The organism is Bacteroides sp. AR29, from assembly GCF_900217715.1.
Classification (GTDB): Bacteria; Bacteroidota; Bacteroidia; order Bacteroidales; family Bacteroidaceae; genus Bacteroides; species Bacteroides uniformis.
The window spans coordinates 62,487-88,213 of the sequence record NZ_OBMS01000007.1 but is presented as its reverse complement, the minus strand read 5'-3'; the positions used below and the strand labels follow the sequence as shown (position 1 = coordinate 88,213).

The following is a 25,727-nucleotide window of genomic DNA, read 5'->3' as shown; positions in this document are numbered from 1 at the left end:
AGAACCTTTTTCCTTGAAATATAGGGAACGGGGGTGACATTAACCCTCTCCTTCGGCATCCACCCATTCGATGTGCGGGGAGAGGAGGGTGCGTTCCGTCACTTGTCCGCATTGCCCGCGGTAGTATTCGGGGATGAAGCGTATCTGCACCGCAGTGATTTGCGCCGGACTCACTTCTTCTGGGGTGTCTACCCCGGTGCCTTCCGAACGGCAGGTGTAGTAGAACGTCCCGATGCCCTTGAACTTTACGGAGTGTCCCGAACTCATCAGCTTGCCCAGCACTTCACCAAGATTCATTAATACTGCATAGGTATCTCCCGGGGTTACCGTAGACATTTCCGACAATAATCGGGCTATTTCATCCGTTGTATAGGGATGTCCTTTGGTGACGGCTCTTGGGTGCCATTTGTCGTCGCCTTTCTGTTTTACTTTCTTATAGAATGCCATGGGGGCTTGTTGTTATTATGTGTCCGGCTCAACCGGTAGGTCAGGCATGGTTCATACGGTATGAATGTGCCAATCATACGGTATGATTATGGTAATCATATCTTATGATTTATCATTGAACCGCAAAGATAGCATAAATCATCCGCATAGTGTGCAGGTTTAAGGTGTTTTTTCTGCTGTTCTGTTTTAAAAAAAGAGTACCTTTGCACCCGCTAAAAAGAAATAGGTATATAATATGGCAGGACAAAAGACTCCCACGGCGTTGGGAACGGAAAGTATAGGTAAACTCTTGATGCAATATGCCGTTCCGGCAATCATCGCAATGACGGCATCCTCTTTATATAATATGGTAGACAGTATCTTCATCGGTCACGGCGTTGGGACGATGGCTATTTCGGGATTGGCGTTGACTTTCCCGTTGATGAATCTGGCTGCGGCGTTCGGTTCGTTGGTAGGAGTGGGGGCTTCTACACTGATTTCCGTCAAGCTGGGGCAGAAGGATTATGACACGGCACAGTGTGTGCTGGGCAATGTTTTTGTGCTGAACATGGTACTGGGAATTGCCTTTACCATCATTGTCATGCTCTTTCTCGACCCGATTCTCTATTTCTTCGGAGGCAGTGACCAGACGGTGGGCTACGCGAGGGATTATATGCAGATTATCCTTTTGGGAAATGCCGTTACGCACCTCTATCTGGGGCTGAATGCAGTGCTGCGCTCTTCAGGGCATCCACAGAAGGCGATGTACGCCACTATAGCCACGGTGGTTATCAATACCATACTCGACCCGGTGTTTATCTATGGTTTTGGCTGGGGCATACGTGGTGCTGCCGTCGCTACCATTGTGGCGCAAATCATCTCTTTGACGTGGCAGTTCAAGCTTTTCAGCAATAAGGATGAGCTGTTGCATTTCCACCGGGGGATATTCCGTCTGAAACGTAAGATTGTATTCGATTCGCTCGCCATCGGCATGTCTCCTTTCTTGATGAACCTGGCAGCCTGCTTCATCGTTATCATTATCAATCAGGGGTTGAAGAAGTATGGCGGCGACTTGGCTATCGGGGCTTTCGGCATCGTGAACCGTCTGGTTTTCATTGTAGTGATGATTGTGATGGGGCTGAATCAGGGTATGCAGCCTATTGCCGGATATAACTTCGGGGCGAAGCTGTACGGACGGGTGAACAAGGTGCTGAAACTGACGATAATCTATGCCACGGCAGTGACCACTTTCGGCTTTCTGGTCGGTATGCTGGTGCCGGACCTGGTAGTGGGCATCTTTACATCGGATGCGGAACTGACAGAGCTTTCGGTCACGGGACTGCGCATTACGGTAATGTTCTTCCCGATTATCGGTTTCCAGATGGTGACTTCCAACTTTTTCCAGAGCATAGGCATGGCAGGCAAAGCGATATTCCTTTCCCTTACCCGACAGATGCTGATTCTGCTTCCTTGCCTGCTTATCCTGCCGCAGTTCTTCGGAGTGGCAGGAGTGTGGTACAGCATGCCGGTATCCGATTTGCTTGCAAGTTTGATAGCATTGGTGATGTTGGTTTGTCAATTCCGCAAATTCAGAACCTCTCCCTTGTAGGGATAGGTCGGGGGAGAGGCTCTGAATTTTTCTTCCTACTTTCTGCAGATATTCCGTAAGAATATTTATATTTGCTATCTGCAAACCAATAGATGAATAAGCGTATGGGCAATAATTTTATAATCAATATAGGCCGTCAACTGGGCAGTGGCGGACGGGAGATAGGCGAGAAACTGGCTGCCCGTCTGGGTATTGACTTTTATGATAAGGAACTGATTAGGTTGGCTTCTGAAGAGAGTGGACTGTGTTGTGAGTTCTTTGAGAAAGCTGATGAGAAAGCTTCACAAGGTATTATTGGAGGGCTCTTCGGCATGCGTTTCCCTTTTGTCAGTGACGGGGCTATCCCGGCCACGAATTGCCTGAGTAATGATGCTCTGTTCAAAGTGCAGAGTGACGTGATACGCAGATTGGCGGAGGAGAAGTCCTGCTTGTTTGTGGGGCGTTGTGCCGATTACATTCTGCGAGAACATCCACGCTGTGCCAATGTCTTCATTTCCTGCTCCAATGAGGAGCGCATCAAGCGTATTTGCCGAATGTATTCCATTTCTGAGCGTGAAGCGGAGGAGATGATGAACAAAGCGGACAAGAAGCGTGCCGAATACTATAACTACTACAGCTACAAAAAATGGGGAGCTGCCGAAACATACCACTTGTGTATCGATTCTTCCGTATTGGGTATTGAAGCTACGGTGGACTTTATAGAAGAGTTCGTCAAGAAGAAGCTGAAACTTTAAGGAATTAAAATTAAAGGCTGCGCAATGTTGGTTTAACCCAACTACGCAGCCTTTAATTTTAATTCCTTAATTCCTCCTACATCATTGTCAGTAATATCATCTGTCCCGCCAGAATACGCAGGAACATTGTCAATGGATATACCGTGGAGTAACCTACTGCCGGAGCATCATTGCCTGATGTCTGATTGGCGTATGCCAATGCGGGAGGGTCTGTGTTGCTACCTGCTATCAAACCCATCAGGGTGAAGTAGTTCACTTTGCAGTAGAAACGGGCTATCATACCGATTATCAACAAGGGGATAACAGTTATCAGGAATCCATAGCCTACATACAGTAATCCGCTACCTTCTACTACTGTTTGTACAAAATGCTCACCAGCTTCTATACCGACACTGGCAAGGAAGAGCACGATACCGATTTCACGCAACATCAAGTTGGCACTCATGGTGGTGTACGTCACAAGATGCATTTTGTGACCGAAACGTCCGATGAGGATGGCAACTACCAGCGGACCACCAGCCAAACCTAACTTAACCGGTGTCGGCATACCCGGGAATGCGATAGGCAGACTACCCAGCAGGATTCCCAAAAAGATTCCCACAAAAATAGTTACGATATTCGGAGTGTCCAAACGTTTCAACTGATTACCCAATACGCCGGCTACACGTTCTACGGCATCCTGCTGGCCGACCACCATTACACGGTCACCTACCTGAAGTACCAGATTGGGATCGGCAAACAAGTCCATACCCGAACGGTTGATACGGGTTACATTTACACCGTACATGCTGCGGAAGTGGAGGCTTCCCAGTTTCTTGCCATTGATTTCAGATTTAGTGACGAGGATACGGCGGGAAACCATCGGAGTGTCCTGTTTTTCCCAGTCTACGTGTATTTCTTTTCCGATAAAGGCAGCCACCGCTTCGGCATCTTCTTCGGAACATACGATGAAGAGCTGGTCTCCTACGTGGAATATTGTTTCATGATTGGGGATACTGACGTGCCCCTCGTGGCGTATGCGCGAACATACAAACGGGCGTCCCAGAAAATCCTTTATCTGGAGCAGGGTCTTTCCGGAAATTGATTCATTGCGTACCTCGAGGTGAAGCATGTGCGGCTGATGCTTTACATCTGCTTCCTGCGTATTGAGTTCCTGTTCCTCCTTCTTGAGGTTCACCCGGCAAATATAGCGGATGGCTATGATGGAACCTATGATACCTACCACACCAAGCGGATAGGCGCAGGCATATCCCAATGCAATGGGGTCTCCCGTATAGTTTATCTGGTTCAAGGCTTCTTGTGCGGCACCCAGACCCGGAGTATTGGTTACGGCACCATAGAGAATACCTACTATCATTGGCAGGTCTATCCCTCCGTCAATGAAGTAGATGCTCAATGCTACTGCGATATTCAGCAACACGATACCGACAGCAAGCATGTTCAGCCGCATACCCCCTTTCTTAAAGGAAGAAAAAAAGGAGGGCCCGACTTGCAGACCGATGCAGAATACAAATAAAATCAAACCGAATTCGCGGATAAAATGCAAAATGTGTGTTTCGCCCGTGAAGCCAAAATGGCCCATCAGGATACCGGCAAAGAGGACGAATGTAACCCCCAACGATACCCCGAAAATCTTAATCTTACCCAGCAATACGCCCACAGATATTACGAATGCATACAAACAAACGATGTGAGCGACAGATGAAGAGTCCCATAGCAAGCTTTCTAACCAATTCATAGTACCTATTAATATGTCGTTTTTTAAAATTTCGCGCAAAAATACTTAATAAAAAGGAGGTGGCAAAGGCTTTGTGGTACTTTTTGCTATATCAACTTTGCAAAAGTAGAGTATGCTTCCGGTGAATACGCTGAATCCGTATGGGCACGGAGTCATCTGTTAGTGCAATTTTCTCTAAAAAAAGATTTTGTTCTAAGTATTTCCTTATATTTGCAAGTCTCTTGATGACAAAAATGAATAGTATTCATCTATTTAAATTTTAAATAAACTATGGCAGACAGTAAAGAAAAACTCTTCTCCGACTTTTCTCCCGTTTCCACTGAGCAGTGGATGGAGAAAGTTACCGCAGACCTGAAAGGGGCGGATTTCGAGAAGAAGCTCGTTTGGAGGACAAACGAAGGATTTAAGGTGAAACCTTTCTACCGTATGGAGGACTTGGAAGGTTTGAAGACAACAGATGCTCTTCCCGGCGAGTTTCCTTATCTCAGAGGTACCAAGAAAGACAACAATGAATGGCTTGTTCGTCAGGAAATCAAAGTGGAATGCCCCAAAGAGGCCAATGCCAAGGCGTTGGACATCTTGAATAAAGGTGTAGATTCACTCTCTTTCCATGTAAAGGCCAAGGAATTGAACGCAGAGTATATTGAAACTTTGTTGAAAGATATCTGCGCGGAATGTGTCGAGTTGAATTTCTCTACCTGCCAGGGGCATGTGGTGGAACTTGCAGAACTTCTTGTCGCTTATTTCCAGAAAAAGGATTATGACTTGACGAAATTGCGGGGCTCCATCAACTATGACTACTTCAACAAGATGCTGGCCAAAGGTAAAGAAAAAGGTGATATGGTGTCAACAGCCAAGGCGCTGCTCGAGGCTACCGCTTCCCTTCCGAAATACCGTGTATTGAATGTGAACGCGTTGACATTAAACAATGCGGGTTCTTATATTTTCCAGGAACTGGGTTATGCTTTGGCTTGGGGTAATGAATATATGAATCAGTTGGTTGATGCCGGTCTGCCGGCTGCAATGGTAGCCAAGAAGATTAAGTTCAATTTCGGTATCAGTTCCAACTACTTCCTTGAAATAGCCAAATTCCGCGCTGCACGTATGCTGTGGGCTAATATTGTGGCTTCTTACAGTCCCGAGTGTCTGCGCGACTGCGACAACAAGGGTAAAGATAACGAATGCCGCTGTGCAGCCAAGATGAAGATTCATGCGGAAACTTCTTCATTCAACTTGACTTTGTTTGATGCACACGTAAACTTGTTGCGTACGCAGACTGAGGCGATGAGTGCCGCCCTTGCCGGCGTTGACTCAATGACGGTTACTCCGTTCGACAAGACTTATGATGCTCCTAACGAATTCTCTGAGCGTATGGCGCGTAACCAACAACTGCTGTTGAAAGAAGAATCGCACTTCGATAAAGTTATTGACCCAGCTGCAGGTTCTTACTATATTGAGAATTTGACCGTCTCTATTGCCAAGCAGGCTTGGGACCTCTTCCTCGCTGTAGAAGAAGACGGTGGTTTCTATGCTTCCGTGAAAGCCGGAAAAGTGCAGGCTGCCGTAAACGAGAGCAACAAGGCGCGTCATGCCGCAGTTGCCAAGCGCAAGGAAGTGCTGTTGGGTACTAACCAGTTCCCCAACTTTAATGAAAAGGCGGGAGATAAGAAACCGGTTGAGGCTACTTGCTGTTGCGGCGGCGGACATACCTGCGAAAAAGATGTTCCGACACTGAACTTTGACCGTGCTGCCAGTGAATTTGAAGCGTTGCGTCTCGAAACAGAGGCTTCCGGCAAACGCCCGAAAGCGTTTATGCTGACTATCGGTAATCTGGCCATGCGCCAGGCACGTGCACAGTACTCTTGCAACTTTCTGGCTTGTGCCGGATACGAAGTTGTGGATAACCTCGGTTTCCCCACCGTAGAAGAAGGTATAGAAGCAGCTATGGCTGCCAAGGCCGACATCGTGGTATTGTGTTCAAGTGATGATGAATATGCAGAATATGCTGTTCCTGCCTTCAAGGCTCTGAATGGCCGTGCCATGTTTATCGTAGCCGGTGCTCCTGCTTGCATGGACGACTTGAAGGCTGCCGGTATCGAGAACTTTATCCATGTCCGTGTCAACGTATTAGAGACATTAAAAGAATTCAACGCCAAACTTTTGAAGTAAGCAACTTCAATCGTAAATCGTAAATCGTCAAATCGTAAATAACATGATGCGAAAAGATTTTAAAAACTTAGATATATATGCCGCTTTTCAGCCCGTCAACGGTGCTGAGTGGCAAAAGGCTAACGGCATCCATGCTGATTGGAAAACGCCGGAACACATTGAGGTGAAGCCTGTTTATACAAAAGAAGACCTTGAGGGAATGGAACACTTGGGCTATGCTGCCGGGCTTCCTCCTTATCTGCGTGGTCCGTACTCGGTGATGTATACGTTGCGTCCTTGGACCATCCGCCAGTATGCAGGCTTTTCCACAGCGGAAGAATCAAATGCCTTTTACCGTCGTAATTTGGCTTCCGGACAGAAAGGTTTGTCCGTAGCTTTCGACTTGGCCACTCACCGTGGCTACGACCCCGACCACGAACGTGTAGTGGGTGACGTAGGTAAGGCAGGTGTATCTATCTGTTCCTTGGAGAATATGAAGGTGTTGTTCGATGGAATTCCTTTGAACAAGATGTCCGTCTCTATGACTATGAACGGTGCCGTACTTCCTGTTATGGCATTCTACATCAACGCAGGTCTGGAGCAGGGTGCCAAGTTGGAAGAAATGGCTGGTACTATCCAGAACGATATCTTGAAGGAATTCATGGTGCGTAATACCTATATCTACCCGCCTGCATTCTCTATGAAGATTATCTCTGACATCTTTGAATATACTTCCCAGAAAATGCCTAAGTTCAACTCTATCTCCATCTCCGGCTACCACATGCAGGAAGCGGGTGCTACGGCAGACATCGAGTTGGCTTACACCCTGGCAGACGGTTTGGAATATCTGCGTGCCGGAACGGCTGCGGGTATTGACATCGATGCTTTCGCACCGCGTCTCTCTTTCTTCTGGGCCATCGGAACGAACCACTTTATGGAAATTGCCAAAATGCGTGCCGCACGTATGTTGTGGGCAAAGATTGTGAAGCAGTTCAACCCGAAGAATCCGAAGTCGCTGGCTTTGCGTACGCACTCCCAGACTTCCGGCTGGTCGCTGACAGAGCAAGACCCGTTCAACAATGTGGGCCGTACTTGTATCGAGGCGATGGCTGCTGCATTGGGACATACTCAGTCACTGCATACCAATGCTCTTGACGAGGCTATTGCCTTGCCGACGGATTTCTCTGCACGTATTGCACGTAATACGCAGATTTATATTCAGGAAGAAACTTACATTTGCAAGAATGTAGACCCATGGGGTGGCTCTTATTATGTGGAAAGTTTGACCAATGAGTTGGCTCACAAGGCTTGGGAATTGATTCAGGAAGTAGAGAAGCTGGGCGGTATGGCAAAAGCCATCGAAACCGGTATTCCCAAGATGCGTATCGAAGAGGCTGCTGCACGTACACAAGCCCGTATCGATAGCGGTTCGCAGACCATTGTCGGCGTGAACAAGTATCGTCTGGAGAAAGAAGCTCCGATTGATATTCTTGAAATCGACAATACGGCTGTCCGTCAGGAACAGATTGAGAACCTGAAGCGTCTGAAGGAAGGACGTAACCAGGCGGAAGTGGACAAGGCATTGGAGGCTATTACTGAATGTGTAAAGACCGGTAAGGGAAACTTGCTGGAACTGGCAGTCGAGGCAGCCCGTGTCCGTGCCACTTTGGGGGAAATCTCTTATGCTTGCGAAAAGATTGTAGGACGTTATAAAGCAGTAATTAGAACTATATCAGGCGTGTATTCATCAGAAAGTAAGAATGACAGCGACTTCCACCGTGCTTGTGAATTGGCGGAGAAGTTTGCGAAGAAAGAGGGACGTCAGCCTCGTATCATGGTAGCCAAGATGGGCCAGGACGGTCACGACCGCGGTGCCAAGGTTGTTGCAACCGGATATGCCGACTGTGGCTTCGATGTGGATATGGGACCCTTGTTCCAGACACCGGCCGAGGCTGCCCGTGAAGCGGTTGAGAACGACGTTCATGTAGTAGGGGTTTCTTCATTGGCTGCCGGACACAAGACATTGGTTCCGCAGATTATCGAAGAGCTCAAGAAGTTGGGACGCGAGGATATCGTAGTGATTGCCGGTGGTGTAATTCCCGCACAAGACTATGACTTCCTTTACAAGGCAGGTGTAGCTGCCATCTTTGGCCCCGGTACTCCGGTTGCCAAGGCTGCTTGCCAGATATTGGAAATCTTGTTGGATGAAGAATAATCCGACACGTTAAATGTTAAAAGAGGGACGGTATGTGTTTACATATCCGTCCCTCTTTCTTAATCTGTGTTATAGAACATACTTTTTTAGTTGGATAATTTGCAGATTTATCAGAAGTCCGTATCTTTGCAATGTGTTTTTCATAGTATTAGATTTAAGGTTAACAAAGGTTGGAGTACAGCGGTACTCCTTTTTTTATGTCCGTACGTCAGCTTTGGGGGAGAAAAATCACCTGGTCTATGTTATCGTTTCTTGCTTATAGTTTCGTTCTTGCCCCCTTTTTATTACCTTTGTCCCGCTAAAAGAATAACGAATGATAGTTTGTATTGCCGAAAAGCCCTCTGTGGCGCGTGACATAGCCGATGTATTGGGAGCGAAAGAAAAGAAGGACGGATACATCGAAGGAAACGGATACCAGGTGACCTGGACATTCGGCCATCTTTGTACGCTGAAGGAGCCGCATGAATATACCCCTAACTGGAAGTCATGGAGTTTGGGAAGCCTCCCCATGATACCTCCCCGTTTCGGCATTAAGCTGATTAGCAATCCCACATACGAGCGCCAGTTCCATACGATAGAGAACCTCATGCAACATGCCGATATGATTATAAACTGCGGTGATGCCGGGCAGGAAGGAGAATTGATACAGCGCTGGGTGATGCAGAAAGCCGGGGCACGTTGCCCGGTGAAACGTCTTTGGATATCTTCATTGACAGAGGAAGCCATCCGTGAGGGCTTTGCCAAGCTGCGCGATGCGTCGGATTTCCAGCCTTTGTACGAAGCAGGCTTGTCGCGTGCCATTGGCGACTGGCTGCTCGGGATGAATGCCACCCGCCTCTACACCATGAAGTATGGGCAGAACCGGCAGGTACTTTCTATCGGCCGTGTGCAAACGCCGACACTGGCGCTGATTGTAAACCGTCAGTTGGAAATACAGAATTTTGTTCCCAAGCAATACTGGGAACTGAAGACCGTCTATCGAGATACCACTTTCTCCACCATCCTCCGGAAAAGTGAGGAGGAACTGGTATTGGAAGCCGAGAAGCAGAAAGAGGCTATAGCTGCCGGGAAGAAACCTAAAAAAGAAGAAGAGAATCGGGGTATCGACCCCATTACCGACCGCGAACGTGGGCTTGTTTTATTGGACCAGATTAAGAATTCTCTTTTTACCGTGACGGATGTCACCAAGAAAGAGGGGAGGGAGGCGCCACTCCGCTTGTTTGACTTGACTTCTTTGCAAGTGGAATGTAACAAGAAGTTTGCCTATTCCGCTGATGAGACGCTGAAAATCATCCAGTCTTTGTATGAGAAGAAAGTGGCTACCTATCCACGTGTAGACACTACCTATTTGAGTGATGACATCTATCCCAAATGCCCCGGCATCTTGAAAGGTCTGCGTGATTACGAGACATTTACAGCCCCTTTGACAGGAACTGCATTGTTGAAGTCCAAAAAGGTTTTCGATAACTCGAAGGTAACAGACCACCACGCCATTATTCCTACCGGTCAGCATCCGCAGAATCTGACGGATATGGAGCGTCGCGTATTCGATTTGATAGCACGCCGTTTCATTGCTGTATTCTATCCCGATTGTAAGTTTGCCACTACCACCGTATTGGGCGAGGTAGAGAGCATAGAGTTCAAGGCTACCGGCAAGCAGATTCTGGAACCGGGTTGGCGTATTATCTTCGGCATCCCCTCGGCACAATCGCAGGAGGAGAAAGAGGAGAAGGGAGAAGAGGAGAATGTGCTTCCGGCTTTTGTGAAAGGAGAAAGCGGACCGCACGTCCCCGATTTGTATGAGAAGTGGACGCAGCCGCCCCGGCCTTATACGGAAGCCACCCTGCTGCGTGCTATGGAAACGGCGGGCAAGCTGGTGGATAACGACGAACTGCGTGATGCGCTGAAGGAAAACGGTATCGGTCGTCCATCTACCCGTGCAGCCATCATCGAGACGCTGTTCAAGCGAAACTATATCCGCAAGGAAAAGAAGAACCTGATAGCCACCCCTACCGGTGTGGAGCTGATACAGATTATCCATGAGGAGCTGTTGAAGTCGGCGGAACTGACCGGTATCTGGGAGAAAAAGCTACGTGAGATAGAAAGGCGGACATATAATGCCGGACAATTCTTGGAAGAATTGAAGCAGATGGTATCGGAAGTCGTGATGAGTGTACTTTCTGATAACAGCAACCGCCACATCACCATCCAAGCGCCTGCTCCCGAAAAGGGCAGTAAGGTTTCTGCCAAGACAGAGGCTGCCGATAAGCCGAAAAAGGAGCCGAAGAAAAGAACACCGAGAAAGTCTGCCGCCGCAGGTAAAAAGACGGAGCAGGCTTCGGGCGCTGTGGCAGCTTCAAGTACGGAGGCTTCCGTACAAGCTGATGACTTCGTCGGCCAGCCTTGTCCGCTTTGCGGAAAAGGTACCGTTATCAAGGGGAAAACGGCTTACGGTTGTTCCGAATGGAAATCCGGATGTACATTCCGCAAGCCGTTTGAATAAGGGTAATCACATTAAATAATTCTCTCCGCCATGTATTTCCAGAGGGGAGCAGCCATCAGCGCCTGGCGGATGCTTCCTTGTTGCAGCAAGTCCTTGACCTCCTGCAAGGAAAGCAGGTGTACGGTCAGGTTCTCCGTATCTTCCAAGTGTTGCTCGGAGATTTTCTCCACGTCCGTAGCCAGGAAACAGTAGGTAATGTTGGTGTGGGTACTTGGATTGGGAGAGATTTGCATGAACTCTTTCCATACTCCGTTTCCATAGCCGGTTTCTTCCAAAAGTTCCCGTTGTGCGGAAACCATCGGAGAGCCGTCCTCTTCTTCGCATACCCCTGCACAGAGCTCATAGGACGTTTCTTGTATGCCATGCCGGTATTGGCGGATAAAGACAAATTGTCCATTACGGGTGATGGCGATGGTATTCACCCAGTTTGGATATTCCAATATATAATAGGAGGGGATGTGGTTGCCGTTGGGCAGCACTACATGGTCCTTACGCACAGTGAGCCACGGAGCCCGATGAAGGTATTCGCTGGATAAGACGGTCCAGGTGTCTTTTGATTTTTCCATAATGGTAAAATTGACTATATTTTAAACAGCATCCCTCCGATATTATCTGTCGTGGCTCCCGTCACCGAGGCGAGGCATCCGGGTGTGTCCGCCATATAGAGGGCACCCAGGAAAGCAAAGATTAGGGCTTCCTTGTATTCTATGATTTGCCGGCTGGGAATCACGATTTCACACGGACACAAGGCGTCGATACGTTCTATGAGGAACTTGTTGAATGCACCTCCGCCGGTAATCAGCAGTTTTCCGTTACCATCGGGCAAGGGGCGGGCGGTGATGATGCGTGATATTTGCCAGGCGGCATGCTCGTAAAAGGTACGTAGCATATTCTCCATACTCAAGCCATAACGCTCGAGCATGGGATATACCAGCGTTTCCACCCACTCCCGTCCCAATGACTTCGGTCCGGACTGATGGTAGAAATCCATTCCGTTCAGTTCGTCCAGCAGTTCTTGGCAGATGTTGCCTTGCCGTGCTATCTCGCCGTCACGGTCAAATTCCAATCCTATTTGCCGGCAGTAATGGTTGATGACGTAATTCACCGGACTGATGTCAAAAGCGATGCGCCGCCCGTCCTGCTCGAATGAGATGTTGGAGAAACCGCCGATATTCAAACAGAAGTCGTAGTCGGCAAAAAGCAACCGGTCGCCAATAGGTACGAGTGGAGCGCCCTGCCCACCCAGCATGATGTCCAGCCGCCGGAAATCCGAAACGGTAGGTATACGGGTTTCAGCGGCAATGGCGGCTCCGTCACCTATTTGGTACATGATTCTCTTTTGAGGCTCATGGAAGATGGTATGCCCGTGGGAGGCGATAATATCGGGGTGGACTCCAAATTCTTGCATGAACTCGTTGACACGTTCACCGAGAAACTTTCCATAGGAGCTGTGGAAAGTGATGAACTCCAAAGCACTCATTGTCTGTGCACCGGTACCCAATATCTGCTTCATGGCGTCGGGGTAGCTATAGCCTTTTGCACAGTCTATGTGGAAAGACCATTTTCCGGCTTGCTGCCGGAAAGTGCAACAACATACGTCCAGCCCGTCAAGGGAAGTGCCGGACATCAGGCCGATGGCTTGAATTTGGAAGTCTTTCATCCTGATTTTCTTGTTTTATTTATAATTGAGGTAGAATTCGACAACAGCTTCTATTCCTTTACGGAAGATGTCCAACGGTATATTCTCATTAGGTGAGTGGATGGCGTTGGATTCGAGCCCGAAGCCCATCAGAACGGTTTTGATGCCCAGTACTTGCTCGAAAGTGGAGATGATGGGGATACTTCCACCCCGACGCACTGCCAGCGGTTTCTTTCCAAAAGCTTTTTCAAAACCTTTTTCGGCGGCTTGGTAGGCGGGTAGGGTGATGGGACATACATATCCTTGGCCTCCATGCATCGGAGTGACTTTTACCTGTACTGAATCCGGCGCTATGTCCAGAATGTAGTCGGCAAAGAGCCGGGATATCTTGTGGTGGTCCTGGTGGGGAACCAACCGGCAGGATACCTTGGCGTATGCCTTGGATGGGAGCACGGTCTTGGACCCTTCACCCGTATATCCGCCCCAGATGCCGCATACGTCGAAAGACGGACGGCAACTGTTACGTTCCAGCGTACTGTAACCTTTCTCTCCGAAAAGTGCTTTTACATGGATAGCCTTTTTGTATTTCTCTTCGTCGAAAGGAATGCGGGCTATCATGTCGCGCTCGGTTTGGGGAACTTCTTCCACATCGTCATAGAAGCCCGGTACGGTGATACGTCCCTCTGCGTCCGTCACTTGGCTGATTATCTGGCAAAGTACATTGATGGGGTTGGCAACAGCACCGCCGAAGTGACCGCTGTGTAGGTCGCGGTTGGGGCCGGTCACTTCTATTTCCCAATAGGCCAGTCCGCGCAGTCCGGTGGTCAGTGAAGGCAGGTCTGCACCAAGCATGCTGGTGTCCGAAACCAGAATGACGTCTGCTTTCAGCAACTCTTTGTGCTCCTGGCAGAAGCTTTCTAAGCTGGGCGAACCGATTTCTTCTTCTCCTTCGAAGATGAATTTTACGTTGGTTTGCAGCAGTTCGTTGCGTACGAGGTATTCAAACGCTTTCACTTGTATGAAAGATTGCCCTTTGTCATCATCAGCACCACGTGCCCAGATATGTTCGTCGCGTATTTCCGGTTCAAAGGGGGCGCTTTTCCAAAGTTCGAGAGGTTCGGCTGGCATCACGTCGTAGTGGGCATATACCAATACGGTCTTGGCGTCCGGGTCTACGATTTTCTGTCCAAAAACAATCGGGTTACCTTTGGAGGGCATTACGAGGGCTTCATCCGCTCCGGCTTCGAGCAGCAACTGTGCCCAGCGTTCGGCGCAGGCAAGCATATCGTCGTGATGCTCGGGTTTGGCACTGATGCTTGGAATGCGAATGAGGCTGAACAAGTCTTCCAGCATTTTAGGCTCGTTCTCGGTGATGTATTTCTTTATTTCCATGGGTGAATATTATAGTTGTGTTGTTCTGTCAATCAGGTAATAATCCAACAATGTCATTGCTGTCATTGCTTCCACGATGGGTACTGCGCGTGGCAATACACACGGGTCATGGCGTCCTCGGGCTTTCAGGGTGGTGTCTACACCGTCAATGTTCACGGTGTGTTGCTCCATCAGTACGGTTGCCACGGGTTTGAAGGCTACACGGAAATAGATGTCTTGCCCGTTACTGATTCCACCTTGTATACCGCCCGAATGATTGGTGCGGGTCTCGATACGTCCGTTATTGTTGTAGAACACATCATTCTGCTCCGAGCCTTTCTGCTTTAATCCCTTGAAACCGTCTCCATACTCGAATGCTTTTGCTGCATTGATGCTGAGCATGGCTGCTCCAAGTGCTGCATGGAGCTTGCCGAATACGGGTTGTCCCAGTCCGATGGGGCATCCTTTGACGACACAAGTCACCACTCCTCCGATGGTATCTCCTTCTCCCTTTATCTTGAAGATGAGTTCTTCCATTTCTTTTGCCTTCGCCGGGTCGGGGCAGCGGACCGGATTGGTCTCTATCAGGTCGAGGTCGTATGCGGTATAATTTTCTTCAAGGCGGATAGGACCTACTTGTGAAGTGTACGCCGTGATGTGTATACCCAGCTGCTTCAGCGCCAATTTGGCCAGTGCACCCGCTACTACACGCGAGATTGTTTCACGGGCTGATGAACGTCCGCCTCCGCGGTGGTCGCGGATGCCATATTTCACTTTATAAGTATAGTCGGCATGTGACGGTCGGTAGACTTCTTTCAGATTATTGTAATCGTCAGAATGCTGGTTTTGGTTCCATACAATGAATCCTATGGGGCAGCCCGTGGATTTTCCTTCGAAGATGCCGGAGAGGAACTCCACTTTATCACCTTCTTTCCGGGCGGTAGTGATACGTGACTGTCCGGGGCGGCGTCGGTCGAGCTCTGCCTGGACGAAATCCATATCAATGACTATTCCTGCAGGGAATCCGTCTATAACTCCTCCCACACCCTTACCGTGCGATTCCCCAAAACTGGTAAGACGGAGAATATTTCCAAATGAGTTGAACATATCAAATGCTTTAAAGGTTTATATATGAGGTTAATGTGCCAATACGCTTTATAAGAAATGCTTTTGACTTTATAAAGATAACAACTTTTTTTCATAAAACGTTTAAGGAAATAAGATAAAAAGTCTTTTCCGCATAAAGTTGCCTGCCTTTGCCTGAGTTTGGTCAATGGCTTGTTCTTTATAAAAATGGCTTACTCTTTATGAAATCTGCATCCGAATTTCACTCGTAATGATGAAAAAAGGAACATTTATTTTTTAGAAAAGACCTTGTACTGTAACCTTAAAAAGTGTTACTTTGCACCTTTGATTTAAAATGGGAAATTAATAGCTCCCTTGGGAAGCTTTTTATTAACTAAACAAGTACTCAAAAAAGTATGAAAAAGAATTTATTTTATTTATTTGCATTGATCTGTTCAATGAGTTTATTCACGGCTTGTAGTGATGATGACGATGACAAGGTAGTATGTCCTGTGCCGCAAACAGAGTTTACAGTTGCAACAGGTTTGAACTTGACTTATAACGGTGGAACAATGTTGGGAAAGAAAGTAACTTTTACTCCGGATGCTTCTGATGCAACCAAGGCTACTTTGGTATTGGCTGGCAATTTGGATCTTTCCGGTATTCTTACACGTGAAGCGGCTTCCGGTTCTTTTGGTGCAGGCGTATTCCCTGGTTCTCCGGCTGTAACCCTTCCGGTTACTTTGAATATACAAGGTGATGAATGTTCGTTTTCCGGCACAAGTGAGACCGATTATTGTACTTTTGACTATGCAGGAAAGGTTACTGCTTCTTCCTTGAAATTAGATTTAACTAATGTCGCATTGAAAAATTCCGCTTTATCCGGAACAACTTGGGTTCCTACACCCCTTAATTCTGATTATACGGAAGAACCGATTCATTTGATTTGGGAATCCAATAAGAATGTAGAGGTAATGCCTGGCTGGGAGCCACCGATTCAAACAATTTTGACGTTAGCTCTTCGTATGCCTTTAATTGACGCAGGTGGTGATGATAAAGTGAATGTAGAGGATATGTTGTGTAGTGTGTTGCATGATATTACTTTGGGTGTTGACGGTAATATTTCAGCTTCTTATGTTGATGCCGCTCAGGGAGGTACCTCTGTTGTTAAGACTCCTGCGAATGTTGCACAATATGTAGTTCTCAGTGATACCCAAATGAAGGTATATTTGAATCTGGATGCCATCATTGCCAATGTAAAACGTCTGGGCAGTTCTACCAAGGCTATAGATATGAGTGAAATTTTGTCTCAGGCTGTTACGTCTTTGCTTCCTTTGGTAACTGACGGTGTGCCTTTGACTTACGAAAAGAACGAAGGTAAATTAAAGGTTTATTTGAATACGGATTTGTTATTGCCTTTGATGAAAAATATAGTTGCTCCTTTATTCTCGGATGAGGAGTTTGTAAATATGCTTATCGAAGCAATGAAAGCTGATCCTGATTTTGGAAGTATGGCCGGTATGGCAGAAGGTATGTTGAAGGGTTTACCTGAAATAATTAATGAAACAACTCGTTTGGAAGTTGGTTTGAACTTGACTGCCGCTAAATAACTTTTTTTTCGATATGGAATTTTCCCTCCTTTGTCTCCTGATTTTCAGGTTATAGAGGAGGGATTTTTGTTTGTTTTTTCCTACATTTGCATGATAAATAATCAAATTGTAGAAATGATATGACAGAAACGGAAAGACGACAGATTATTGCTTTGGTTAAATCTGAAGTAATTCCTGCCATTGGTTGTACAGAACCTATAGCTGTGGCATTGTGTGTAGCAAAGGCTGCGGAAGTGCTGAATAAGCGTCCCGAAAAGATAACTGTATTGCTGAGTGCCAATATTCTGAAAAATGCAATGGGAGTGGGTATTCCAGGTACGGGGATGATTGGATTACCGATTGCTGTGGCGCTTGGCGCCTTAATAGGTAAGTCGGCGTATCAATTGGAGGTTTTGAAAGAAAGTACTCCTGATGCAGTGGAGGCAGGAAAGCGTTTCATAGAAGAAAAGCGTATTCATATATCTTTAAAAAACGATATGGAAGAGAAGCTTTATATAGAAGTATGTTGTGAAGCTGATACGAACAAGGCAACAGCTATTATTGCCGGTGGGCATACTTGTTTTACTTATATAACGCGCAACGGTGACATCTTATTGGACAAACAAATTGCCTCTTGTATCGAAGAGGAGGATGTATTGGACTTGACTTTACGCAAAGTGTATGACTTCGCCATGACAACCCCATTAGACGACATCCGTTTTATTCTTGATACGGCACGACTGAACAAGACTGCCGCCGAACGTTCCTTCGAAGGTGAATATGGTCATGGACTGGGTAAAATCCTACGTGGCACTTACGAACACCGGATTATGGGCGACAGTGTCTTCTCTCATATCCTTTCTTACACTTCGGGAGCATGTGATGCCCGTATGGCCGGTGCCATGATTCCGGTGATGAGCAATTCCGGCAGTGGCAATCAAGGGATATCCGCTACCCTTCCCGTACTGGTCTATGCCGAAGAAAATGGAAAATCGGAAGAAGAATTGATTCGTGCCTTGATGTTGAGCCATTTAACAGTAATCTATATCAAGCAGAGTTTGGGACGCTTATCTGCCTTATGCGGTTGTGTGGTTGCTGCCACGGGTTCCAGTTGCGGTATAACCTGGCTAATGGGAGGAACTTATGAACAAGTGGCATATGCTGTGCAGAACATGATTGCCAATCTTACCGGAATGATTTGTGATGGTGCCAAACCCAGTTGTGCATTGAAAGTAACTACCGGAGTTTCAACCGCAGTGCTTTCAGCCATCATGGCCATGGAAAACCGTTGTGTGACTTCCGTAGAAGGTATTATTGATGAGGATGTGGATCAGAGTATCCGTAATCTGACAAAAATCGGTTCTAAAGGAATGAATGAAACGGATAAATTGGTATTGGAGATAATGACAAGTAAATAATATAGAATTTGAAAATTAAAGAATTAAAAATTAAAGAATTACCATGCGGCATGCTTAATACTGTGTAGTCTGATTCTTTAATTTTTAATTCTTTAATTTTTAATTCTTTAGTGGCAGCATCCGCCTCCACATTCATGGTCGCCGCATCCGTCGCCACAGTCACCACAACCGCAGCTGCCGCAACCGCCACCCATCATACGGGCAACTTCAGCAAGCTCTTCGTTCGTAGCCGGACGGCTTTCCACCACTTCTCCGGTAAAGTTCAAATCACAACCTGCGAGTGGATGATTCATGTCCATTACAACTACGTCTTCCTTTACTTCTACTACACTTCCATTGATGCGTTGACCTTCAGAAGTCATCAAGGGGATGACGGCGCCTTCCACTACACGGTCGCTGTCGAATTCTCCTTCTATCATGAAGATTTCTTTGGGGAGGTCAATAACATGGTCGTCGTCATATTCACCATAAGCTTCTGATGCCGGAATGGTAAAGTCGAATTTATCGCCTATTTGCAAGTCTTTTATCTGGGCTTCAAAGGGTTCGAGTGTCATTCCCAGACCTGAGATAAACTGAAAAGGATGCTCTACGGGTGCTTCTTCTTCGAAATCTTTTTCTCCGTTTTCGATTGAGTACAGCTTATATGCTACGGTGATGTACTTGTTTTCTACTGTTTCCATTAATTTTCTATCTTTATTTAATTAGTAAATACTGTTTTTTTGAGTATTTGAAGAGACAAAGATACGAATTATTTGTTTCGGGATGTAGAGAGCCTTTGGTAATTTTCAGATTATTAAATGGTTTCAATGATTGGCAATACATTTACATTGGCTGTCTGAATGGTTCTATTTAGAACTGTTAAGTGATAAAATAGGATTTTAGGGCGATATTTTCTTACGATTATTCATGTTTATCTTATTTTTTTCTTCAATTTGTTTGGAGATTATAAAAAAGCCCTTACCTTTGCAGCACGTTTGAAACAAAAAAGAAGAATTAAGTTATGAATTTACATACATCTATTAACCTGGCAGTCCTGCATATTATTCGCGTCGTGGTGGTGGCATCAAGAGCGTGAGAAAGGTTATGTATGTATTCGTACGTTAGAAGATAATTTATTAAGCCTTTCTCACTATAGTGGGAGAGGCTTTTTCATTAAAAGGAGATTTGAAAATGAAGCATCAGTTACGCAGCTCGTTCAGCACACAAGGTCGCCGCATGGCGGGAGCCCGTGCATTGTGGACGGCGAATGGTATGAAGAAGGAACAGATGGGTAAGCCCATTATCGCTATAGTCAATTCATTTACACAATTCGTCCCCGGGCATGTACACCTGCACGAAATAGGCCAGTTTGTAAAGGAAGAGATTGAAAAGTTGGGGTGTTTTGCTGCGGAGTTCAATACGATTGCCATTGACGACGGTATCGCTATGGGACACGACGGTATGCTTTATTCCCTGCCTTCAAGAGATATCATTGCCGATAGTGTGGAGTATATGGTAAATGCCCATAAGGCGGATGCTATGGTTTGCATCAGTAACTGTGACAAGATTACTCCGGGAATGCTGATGGCGGCTATGAGGCTGAATATACCGACTGTGTTTGTTTCAGGCGGGCCGATGGAAGCCGGGGAATGGAACGGACAGCATTTGGATTTGATTGATGCCATGATTAAATCTGCTGATGACAGTGTGGGCGATAAAGAGGTGGCACAGATTGAGCAACATGCCTGTCCCACTTGCGGATGCTGCTCAGGCATGTTTACCGCTAATTCCATGAATTGCTTGAATGAAGCGATTGGATTGGCACTGCCCGGTAACGGCACGATTGTAGCCACTCACGAAAATCGCAAGAAACTGTTTGAGGATGCAGCCAGGTTGATTGTAGAGAATGCCTTTAGATATTATGAAGAAGGGGATGAGAGTGTACTCCCGCGCAGTATTGCTACCCGCGAGGCATTTTTGAATGCCATGACGCTGGATATTGCGATGGGCGGTTCTACTAATACAGTACTTCATTTGTTGGCTGTGGCTCACGAAGCCGGAGCGGATTTTAAGATGGATGACATTGACATGCTCTCCCGCAAGACCCCCTGCTTATGCAAGGTGGCTCCCAATACCCAAAAGTATCATGTACAAGACGTTAACCGTGCCGGTGGCATCATTGCCATCATGGATGAGCTAGCCAAGGGCGGATTGGTCGATACGAATGTCCGCCGTGTGGATGGAATGACGTTGGCAGAGGCAATCGACCGGTATAGTATTACCAGCCCTGATGTATGTAAAGAGGCAATCAAGAAATACTCCAGTGCGGCAGCCGGAAAGTTCAATCTGGTACTTGGCTCACAAAATGCGTCTTATAAGGAACTCGATACGGACCGTGCGATCGGTTGTATCCGTGATTTGGAACATGCATACAGCAAGGATGGCGGTCTGGCGGTTTTGAAGGGAAATATAGCTCAGGACGGTTGCGTTGTCAAGACTGCCGGTGTAGACGAGAGTATCTGGAAATTTACGGGGCCGGCGAAAGTCTTCGACTCACAAGATGCGGCTTGCGACGGTATTCTGGGTGGAAAGGTGGTCAGTGGAGACGTCGTCGTCATCACTCACGAAGGGCCGAAAGGTGGACCGGGTATGCAAGAGATGCTTTATCCTACTTCTTATATCAAATCCCGCCATCTGGGTAAGGAGTGTGCATTGATTACCGACGGGCGTTTCAGTGGTGGTACTTCCGGACTAAGCATCGGACATGTTTCTCCCGAAGCGGCTGCCGGTGGTAATATCGGCAAGATTAAGGATGGGGACATTATCGAAATTGATATACCGAACCGTTCTATCAATGTGAAGTTGACGGATGAAGAGCTTGCAGCACGCCCTATGACTCCGGTAACCCGCAACCGTGAAGTCTCCAAAGCATTGAAAGCATATGCCAGTATGGTGAGTTCCGCTGACAAAGGGGCTGTGAGGCTGATTGATTAAAGGCCTCACCCCCGATCCCTCTCCGAAAGAGAGGGGAGGAGGGAATGATACAAATTTCCGAAGTTTTTAATAAAAAGATAAAGTATGGCTGATAATAATAAAAAGAGTAACTTTTCCTCCCTCTCCCAAGGAGAGGGTCGGGGTGAGGCTCTAATAACAGGCGCAGAAGCATTGATGCGTTCTCTGGAGCATCAGGGGGTAAAGACCATTTTCGGCTATCCGGGAGGGAGCATCATGCCGGTATTCGATGCCTTATACGACCACCGGAAGGAATTGAACCACATCTTGGTTCGCCATGAACAAGGAGCAACCCATGCGGCACAAGGCTTTGCACGTGTATCAGGCGAGGTTGGCGTTTGTCTGGTTACCAGTGGACCGGGTGCTACCAATACTATCACGGGCATTGCAGATGCCATGATTGACAGTACGCCTATCGTTGTCATTGCCGGCCAGGTAGGGACGAACTTTTTGGGTACGGATGCATTTCAGGAAGTGGACTTGGTAGGCATTACTCAGCCTATCACGAAATGGAGTTACCAGATTCGTCGTGCAGAAGATGTGGCCTGGGCAGTGGCACGTGCTTTCTATGTGGCAAAGAGCGGACGTCCGGGACCGGTCGTGCTGGATTTTGCTAAAAACGCCCAAGTGGAGAAAACAGAATATGCGCCTACTAAGGTGGACTATGTCCGTAGCTATCTTCCCGTTCCCGAAATGGAGCCGGAGGCCATACGGCAGGCTGCTGAATTAATAAATGGTGCGGAACGGCCTTTGGTGCTGGTAGGACAAGGCGTGGAGCTGGGAGAAGCCCAGCAAGAGCTTCGTGCTTTCATTGAGAAAGCCGGAATGCCTGCCGGATGCACTTTATTGGGACTTTCCGCATTACCTACGAACCATCCGTTGAACAAAGGAATGCTTGGTATGCACGGTAACCTGGGGCCCAATATCAATACCAATAAATGTGATGTCCTTATCGCCGTAGGCATGCGCTTTGATGACCGTGTGACGGGTAAATTGGAAACATATGCCAAGCAGGCGAAGATTATCCACTTTGATATTGACCCTGCCGAAATAGATAAGAATGTAAAGACCGATGTTGCTGTCCTGGGAGATTGCAAAGAGACACTGGCTGCCGTTACCCAATTGCTGGAACCCGCCAACCATCAGGAATGGATTGACAGTTTCCGGCAATACGAGGAAGTGGAAGAGGAAAAGGTAATCCGTCCGGAATTACATCCGGCAGGAAAAGCGCTAAGCATGGGTGAGGTGGTGCGTGCTGTGAGTGAGGCTACCCATAACGAGGCGATATTGGTGACTGATGTCGGCCAGAATCAGATGATGTCCGCCCGTTATTTCAAATACACCAAGGAACGTAGCATTGTTACTTCCGGTGGCCTGGGTACTATGGGCTTCGGCCTTCCGGCAGCTATCGGTGCCACTTTTGGACGTCCGGACCGCACGGTATGCGTATTCATGGGAGACGGCGGCTTGCAGATGAACCTGCAGGAACTGGGTACCATCATGGAACAAAAGGCTCCGGTGAAGATGATTCTGTTGAACAATAACTTCCTGGGCAATGTTCGTCAATGGCAGGCGATGTTCTTCAATCGTCGTTATTCGTTTACTCCGATGATGAATCCGGATTATATGAAGATTGCTTCGGCATATGATATTCCTGCACGCAGGGTAATGACTCGCGAGGAGCTGGCAAAAGCGATTGACGAAATGATAGCGACTGACGGACCGTTCCTGCTCGAAGCTTGTGTGGAGGAAGAAGGAAATGTAATGCCGATGACACCTCCGGGCGGTTCGGTCAATCAGATGTTGTTGGAATGCTGAAGTCATGCGAAATTAAAGAATTTACTCTATCTATGGATAAAAAACTATATACAATCATTGTTCATTCGGAAAACTTTGCCGGTTTGCTGAATCAGGTGACGGCTGTGTTTACCCGCCGGCAGATAAACATCGAGAGTTTGAATGTATCGGCCTCCTCCATCAAGGGGGTACATAAATATACCATTACCGCTTGGACGGACAAGGATACCATTGAAAAGGTGACCAAGCAGATTACCAAGAAAATAGATGTGCTGCAAGCCCATTATTTCACGGATGATGAAATCTATCAGCACGAGATTGCCCTTTATAAAATAACGACCCCTACGCTGGAAGAAAAACCGGAGGTGTCCAAAGTAATCCGTAAGTACAATGCCCGTATTGTGGAGGTGAATGCTGTATTTGCCATTGTTGAGAAGAATGGCATGAGTGAGGAAATAACCAATCTTTATGAGGAGTTGCGCCAGTTGGATTGCGTACTTCAGTTCGTCCGTTCGGGTCGCGTAGCCATTACGACCAGCTGCTTTGAGCGTGTCAATGAATATCTAGCGGACCGTGAAGCAAAATATCGTCAAAGTAAACACCAAGAATCATGATGAGCGAGAACAATAAGATAGGTACCTACAAGTTTGTTGCCGAACCGTTTCATGTCGACTTTACCGGACGGCTGACAATGGGAGTATTAGGCAACCATTTGTTGAATTGTGCGGGTTTCCATGCCAGCGACCGCGGTTTTGGCATCGCGACTCTAAACGAGGACAATTATACTTGGGTATTGTCCCGTCTGGCTGTCGAACTGGATGAAATGCCTTATCAGTACGAAGATTTCTCCATTCAGACTTGGGTGGAGAATGTCTATCGCCTTTTTACAGACCGTAATTTCGCTATCATCGATAAGGAGGGTAAGAAGATTGGGTATGCACGTTCCGTTTGGGCGATGATTAGCATGAATACCCGTAAGCCGGCAGATTTGCTGGCTCTTCATAGTGGCAGCATTGTAGATTATGTTTGCGATGAGCCTTGTCCGATAGAAAAACCTTCGCGGATAAAGGTGGCCTCAAAGGAACCGGTTGCTGCTTTGGTAGCCAAATACAGTGATATTGACATTAACGGGCATGTGAACAGCATCCGTTACATCGAGCATATCCTTGATTTGTTCCCGATAGAGATGTATAAGGAGAAGCGCATCCGTCGTTTTGAGATGGCATATGTAGCCGAAAGCTATTATGGGGATGAGTTGACTTTGTTCATGGATGATGCCGGTGAGGGCGTTTACGATGTGGAGGTGAAAAAGAATGGCAGCGAAGTGGTCTGTCGCTCTAAAGTGATGTTTACAGAGAAATAAATAAATTTATCAACGTTGGCGTAAGCCACAAATAAAAATTAAAACAAAAAATGGCACAATTGAATTTTGGCGGTGTTATTGAGAATGTAATGACCCGCGAAGAATTTCCTTTGGAAAAAGCACGTGAGATTTTGAAAGATGAAACAATTGCAGTAATCGGTTATGGCGTACAAGGCCCGGGCCAGGCTTGCAACTTGCGTGATAACGGTTTCAATGTGATTGTAGGACAACGTCCGGGCAAGACATACGAAAAGGCTGTGGCTGACGGATGGGTACCGGGTGAGACTTTGTTCGGCATCGAAGAGGCTTGTCAGAAAGGTACTATCATCATGTGTCTGTTGTCTGACGCAGCTGTAATGTCTGTATGGCCGACTATCAAACCTTATTTGACTCCCGGAAAGGCTCTTTACTTCTCTCATGGTTTTGCTATTACCTGGAACGACCGTACCGGCGTGGTTCCTCCTAAAGATATTGATGTTATTATGGTTGCTCCCAAAGGTTCCGGTACTTCACTTCGTACCATGTTCCTCGAGGGTCGTGGCTTGAACTCATCATATGCCGTCTATCAGGATGCTACGGGTAAGGCTTTTGACAAGACGATTGCACTGGGTATCGGCATCGGTTCGGGATATTTGTTCGAGACAACTTTCATCCGTGAAGCCACTTCCGACTTGACCGGTGAACGTGGTTCCTTGATGGGTGCTATCCAGGGATTACTGTTGGCTCAGTATGAGGTATTGCGCGAAAACGGCCATACTCCTTCTGAAGCATTCAATGAAACAGTGGAAGAGTTGACTCAATCTTTGATGCCATTGTTTGCCAAGAATGGTATGGACTGGATGTATGCCAACTGTTCTACTACGGCACAGCGTGGTGCGCTGGATTGGATGACCCCGTTCCATGATGCCATCAAGCCGGTTGTACAGAAATTGTATGCAAGTGTGAAGTCGGGTAACGAAGCTCAGATTTCTATCGACAGTAACTCCAAACCCGATTATCGTGAGAAGCTGAATGCAGAATTGAAAGCCTTGCGTGAAAGCGAAATGTGGCAGACAGCTGTTACGGTTCGTAAACTTCGTCCGGAAAACAATTAATCAGCTTTATATAAATAGGTGAAATAC

19 protein-coding genes are annotated in these 25,727 nt (G+C 47.1%); 12 read left to right on the top strand and 7 right to left on the bottom strand.

What is annotated here, in order from left to right:
* Window positions 1-39: 39 nt before the first annotated feature.
* Entirely contained in the window at window positions 40-447 is a 408-nt protein-coding gene (locus CSD97_RS06495; RefSeq protein WP_098032130.1) for an HU family DNA-binding protein, read from the bottom strand.
* Window positions 448-682: 235 nt separating this feature from the next.
* Here CSD97_RS06495 and CSD97_RS06490 point away from each other — a divergent pair, with 235 nt between their 5' ends.
* Together CSD97_RS06490 and CSD97_RS06485 are read left to right on the top strand one after the other, a co-directional pair.
* The gene (locus tag CSD97_RS06490; RefSeq protein ID WP_044467852.1) at window positions 683-2,035 is read left to right on the top strand and encodes an MATE family efflux transporter; all 1,353 of its coding nucleotides are present in this window, start codon (window positions 683-685) and stop codon (window positions 2,033-2,035) included.
* Window positions 2,036-2,139: 104 nt separating this feature from the next.
* The gene (locus CSD97_RS06485; protein ID WP_098032146.1) at window positions 2,140-2,769 is read left to right on the top strand and encodes a cytidylate kinase-like family protein; all 630 of its coding nucleotides are present in this window, start codon (window positions 2,140-2,142) and stop codon (window positions 2,767-2,769) included.
* Between the two features lie 76 nt (window positions 2,770-2,845).
* Here the strand turns inward: CSD97_RS06485 and CSD97_RS06480 are convergent, their stop codons facing one another.
* Window positions 2,846-4,507 carry a putative transporter gene (locus CSD97_RS06480; protein ID WP_098032129.1) on the bottom strand — a complete coding sequence of 554 codons (1,662 nt, stop codon included), beginning with the start codon at window positions 4,505-4,507 and terminating at the stop codon, window positions 2,846-2,848.
* Window positions 4,508-4,777: 270 nt separating this feature from the next.
* Between CSD97_RS06480 and mutA the strand changes: the two genes are divergently transcribed.
* The 3 genes from mutA to CSD97_RS06455 all read left to right on the top strand — a co-directional run bounded on the left by mutA (window position 4,778) and on the right by CSD97_RS06455 (window position 11,373).
* Window positions 4,778-6,676: a methylmalonyl-CoA mutase small subunit gene (mutA, locus tag CSD97_RS06470; RefSeq protein ID WP_022401430.1), complete on the top strand. Its 1,899-nt coding sequence runs from the start codon at window positions 4,778-4,780 to the stop codon at window positions 6,674-6,676.
* A gap of 46 nt (window positions 6,677-6,722) precedes the next feature.
* Complete coding sequence (gene scpA / locus CSD97_RS06465; RefSeq protein WP_005833154.1) at window positions 6,723-8,870, top strand: methylmalonyl-CoA mutase; 2,148 nt, start codon at window positions 6,723-6,725, stop codon at window positions 8,868-8,870.
* A 313-nt stretch (window positions 8,871-9,183) separates the two neighbouring features.
* The gene (locus tag CSD97_RS06455) at window positions 9,184-11,373 is read left to right on the top strand and encodes a DNA topoisomerase 3 (protein WP_005833152.1); all 2,190 of its coding nucleotides are present in this window, start codon (window positions 9,184-9,186) and stop codon (window positions 11,371-11,373) included.
* Between the two features lie 11 nt (window positions 11,374-11,384).
* On the opposite strand, the gene CSD97_RS06450 is transcribed toward CSD97_RS06455, so the two are convergent.
* From CSD97_RS06450 to aroC, 4 genes are read right to left on the bottom strand one after another with little or no spacing between them, the layout of a single operon-like run.
* Window positions 11,385-11,939, bottom strand: coding sequence for an NUDIX hydrolase (locus tag CSD97_RS06450; protein WP_005833149.1), 555 nt, complete (start codon window positions 11,937-11,939; stop codon window positions 11,385-11,387).
* A 14-nt stretch (window positions 11,940-11,953) separates the two neighbouring features.
* Window positions 11,954-13,033 carry an anhydro-N-acetylmuramic acid kinase gene (locus CSD97_RS06445; RefSeq protein WP_005833148.1) on the bottom strand — a complete coding sequence of 360 codons (1,080 nt, stop codon included), beginning with the start codon at window positions 13,031-13,033 and terminating at the stop codon, window positions 11,954-11,956.
* A gap of 15 nt (window positions 13,034-13,048) precedes the next feature.
* Window positions 13,049-14,404 (bottom strand): dipeptidase, encoded by a 1,356-nt coding sequence (locus CSD97_RS06440; RefSeq protein ID WP_098032128.1) that lies wholly within the window; start codon window positions 14,402-14,404, stop codon window positions 13,049-13,051.
* Between the two features lie 9 nt (window positions 14,405-14,413).
* Complete coding sequence (aroC, locus tag CSD97_RS06435) at window positions 14,414-15,490, bottom strand: chorismate synthase (protein ID WP_008664052.1); 1,077 nt, start codon at window positions 15,488-15,490, stop codon at window positions 14,414-14,416.
* A gap of 374 nt (window positions 15,491-15,864) precedes the next feature.
* Here aroC and CSD97_RS06430 point away from each other — a divergent pair, with 374 nt between their 5' ends.
* Both CSD97_RS06430 and CSD97_RS06425 read left to right on the top strand, forming a co-directional pair.
* Window positions 15,865-17,058 carry a DUF4925 domain-containing protein gene (locus CSD97_RS06430; protein ID WP_173675102.1) on the top strand — a complete coding sequence of 398 codons (1,194 nt, stop codon included), beginning with the start codon at window positions 15,865-15,867 and terminating at the stop codon, window positions 17,056-17,058.
* Between the two features lie 119 nt (window positions 17,059-17,177).
* Window positions 17,178-18,455, top strand: coding sequence for an L-serine ammonia-lyase, iron-sulfur-dependent, subunit alpha (locus tag CSD97_RS06425; RefSeq protein WP_034532834.1), 1,278 nt, complete (start codon window positions 17,178-17,180; stop codon window positions 18,453-18,455).
* Window positions 18,456-18,562: 107 nt separating this feature from the next.
* Here the strand turns inward: CSD97_RS06425 and CSD97_RS06420 are convergent, their stop codons facing one another.
* Window positions 18,563-19,135 carry an FKBP-type peptidyl-prolyl cis-trans isomerase gene (locus CSD97_RS06420; protein WP_005833142.1) on the bottom strand — a complete coding sequence of 191 codons (573 nt, stop codon included), beginning with the start codon at window positions 19,133-19,135 and terminating at the stop codon, window positions 18,563-18,565.
* Window positions 19,136-19,625: 490 nt separating this feature from the next.
* On the opposite strand from CSD97_RS06420, the gene ilvD reads away from it, so the two are divergent.
* The 5 genes from ilvD to ilvC all read left to right on the top strand — a co-directional run bounded on the left by ilvD (window position 19,626) and on the right by ilvC (window position 25,700).
* Window positions 19,626-21,428, top strand: coding sequence for a dihydroxy-acid dehydratase (gene ilvD, locus CSD97_RS06415; RefSeq protein ID WP_098032126.1), 1,803 nt, complete (start codon window positions 19,626-19,628; stop codon window positions 21,426-21,428).
* Window positions 21,429-21,512: 84 nt separating this feature from the next.
* Window positions 21,513-23,264 (top strand): biosynthetic-type acetolactate synthase large subunit, encoded by a 1,752-nt coding sequence (gene ilvB / locus CSD97_RS06410; protein ID WP_098032125.1) that lies wholly within the window; start codon window positions 21,513-21,515, stop codon window positions 23,262-23,264.
* 32 nt (window positions 23,265-23,296) lie between these two features.
* Window positions 23,297-23,857 (top strand): acetolactate synthase small subunit, encoded by a 561-nt coding sequence (gene ilvN / locus CSD97_RS06405; protein WP_005833135.1) that lies wholly within the window; start codon window positions 23,297-23,299, stop codon window positions 23,855-23,857.
* On the top strand, window positions 23,857-24,606 hold the full coding sequence (locus CSD97_RS06400; protein WP_034525527.1) for an acyl-ACP thioesterase domain-containing protein: 750 nt from the start codon (window positions 23,857-23,859) through the stop codon (window positions 24,604-24,606). The genes ilvN and CSD97_RS06400 overlap by 1 nt, the downstream gene beginning before the upstream one ends.
* Before the next feature lie 50 nt (window positions 24,607-24,656).
* Window positions 24,657-25,700, top strand: a complete 1,044-nt coding sequence (gene ilvC, locus CSD97_RS06395) for a ketol-acid reductoisomerase (RefSeq protein WP_005827157.1) — start codon at window positions 24,657-24,659, stop codon at window positions 25,698-25,700.
* The last annotated feature ends 27 nt before the right edge of the window (window positions 25,701-25,727 follow it).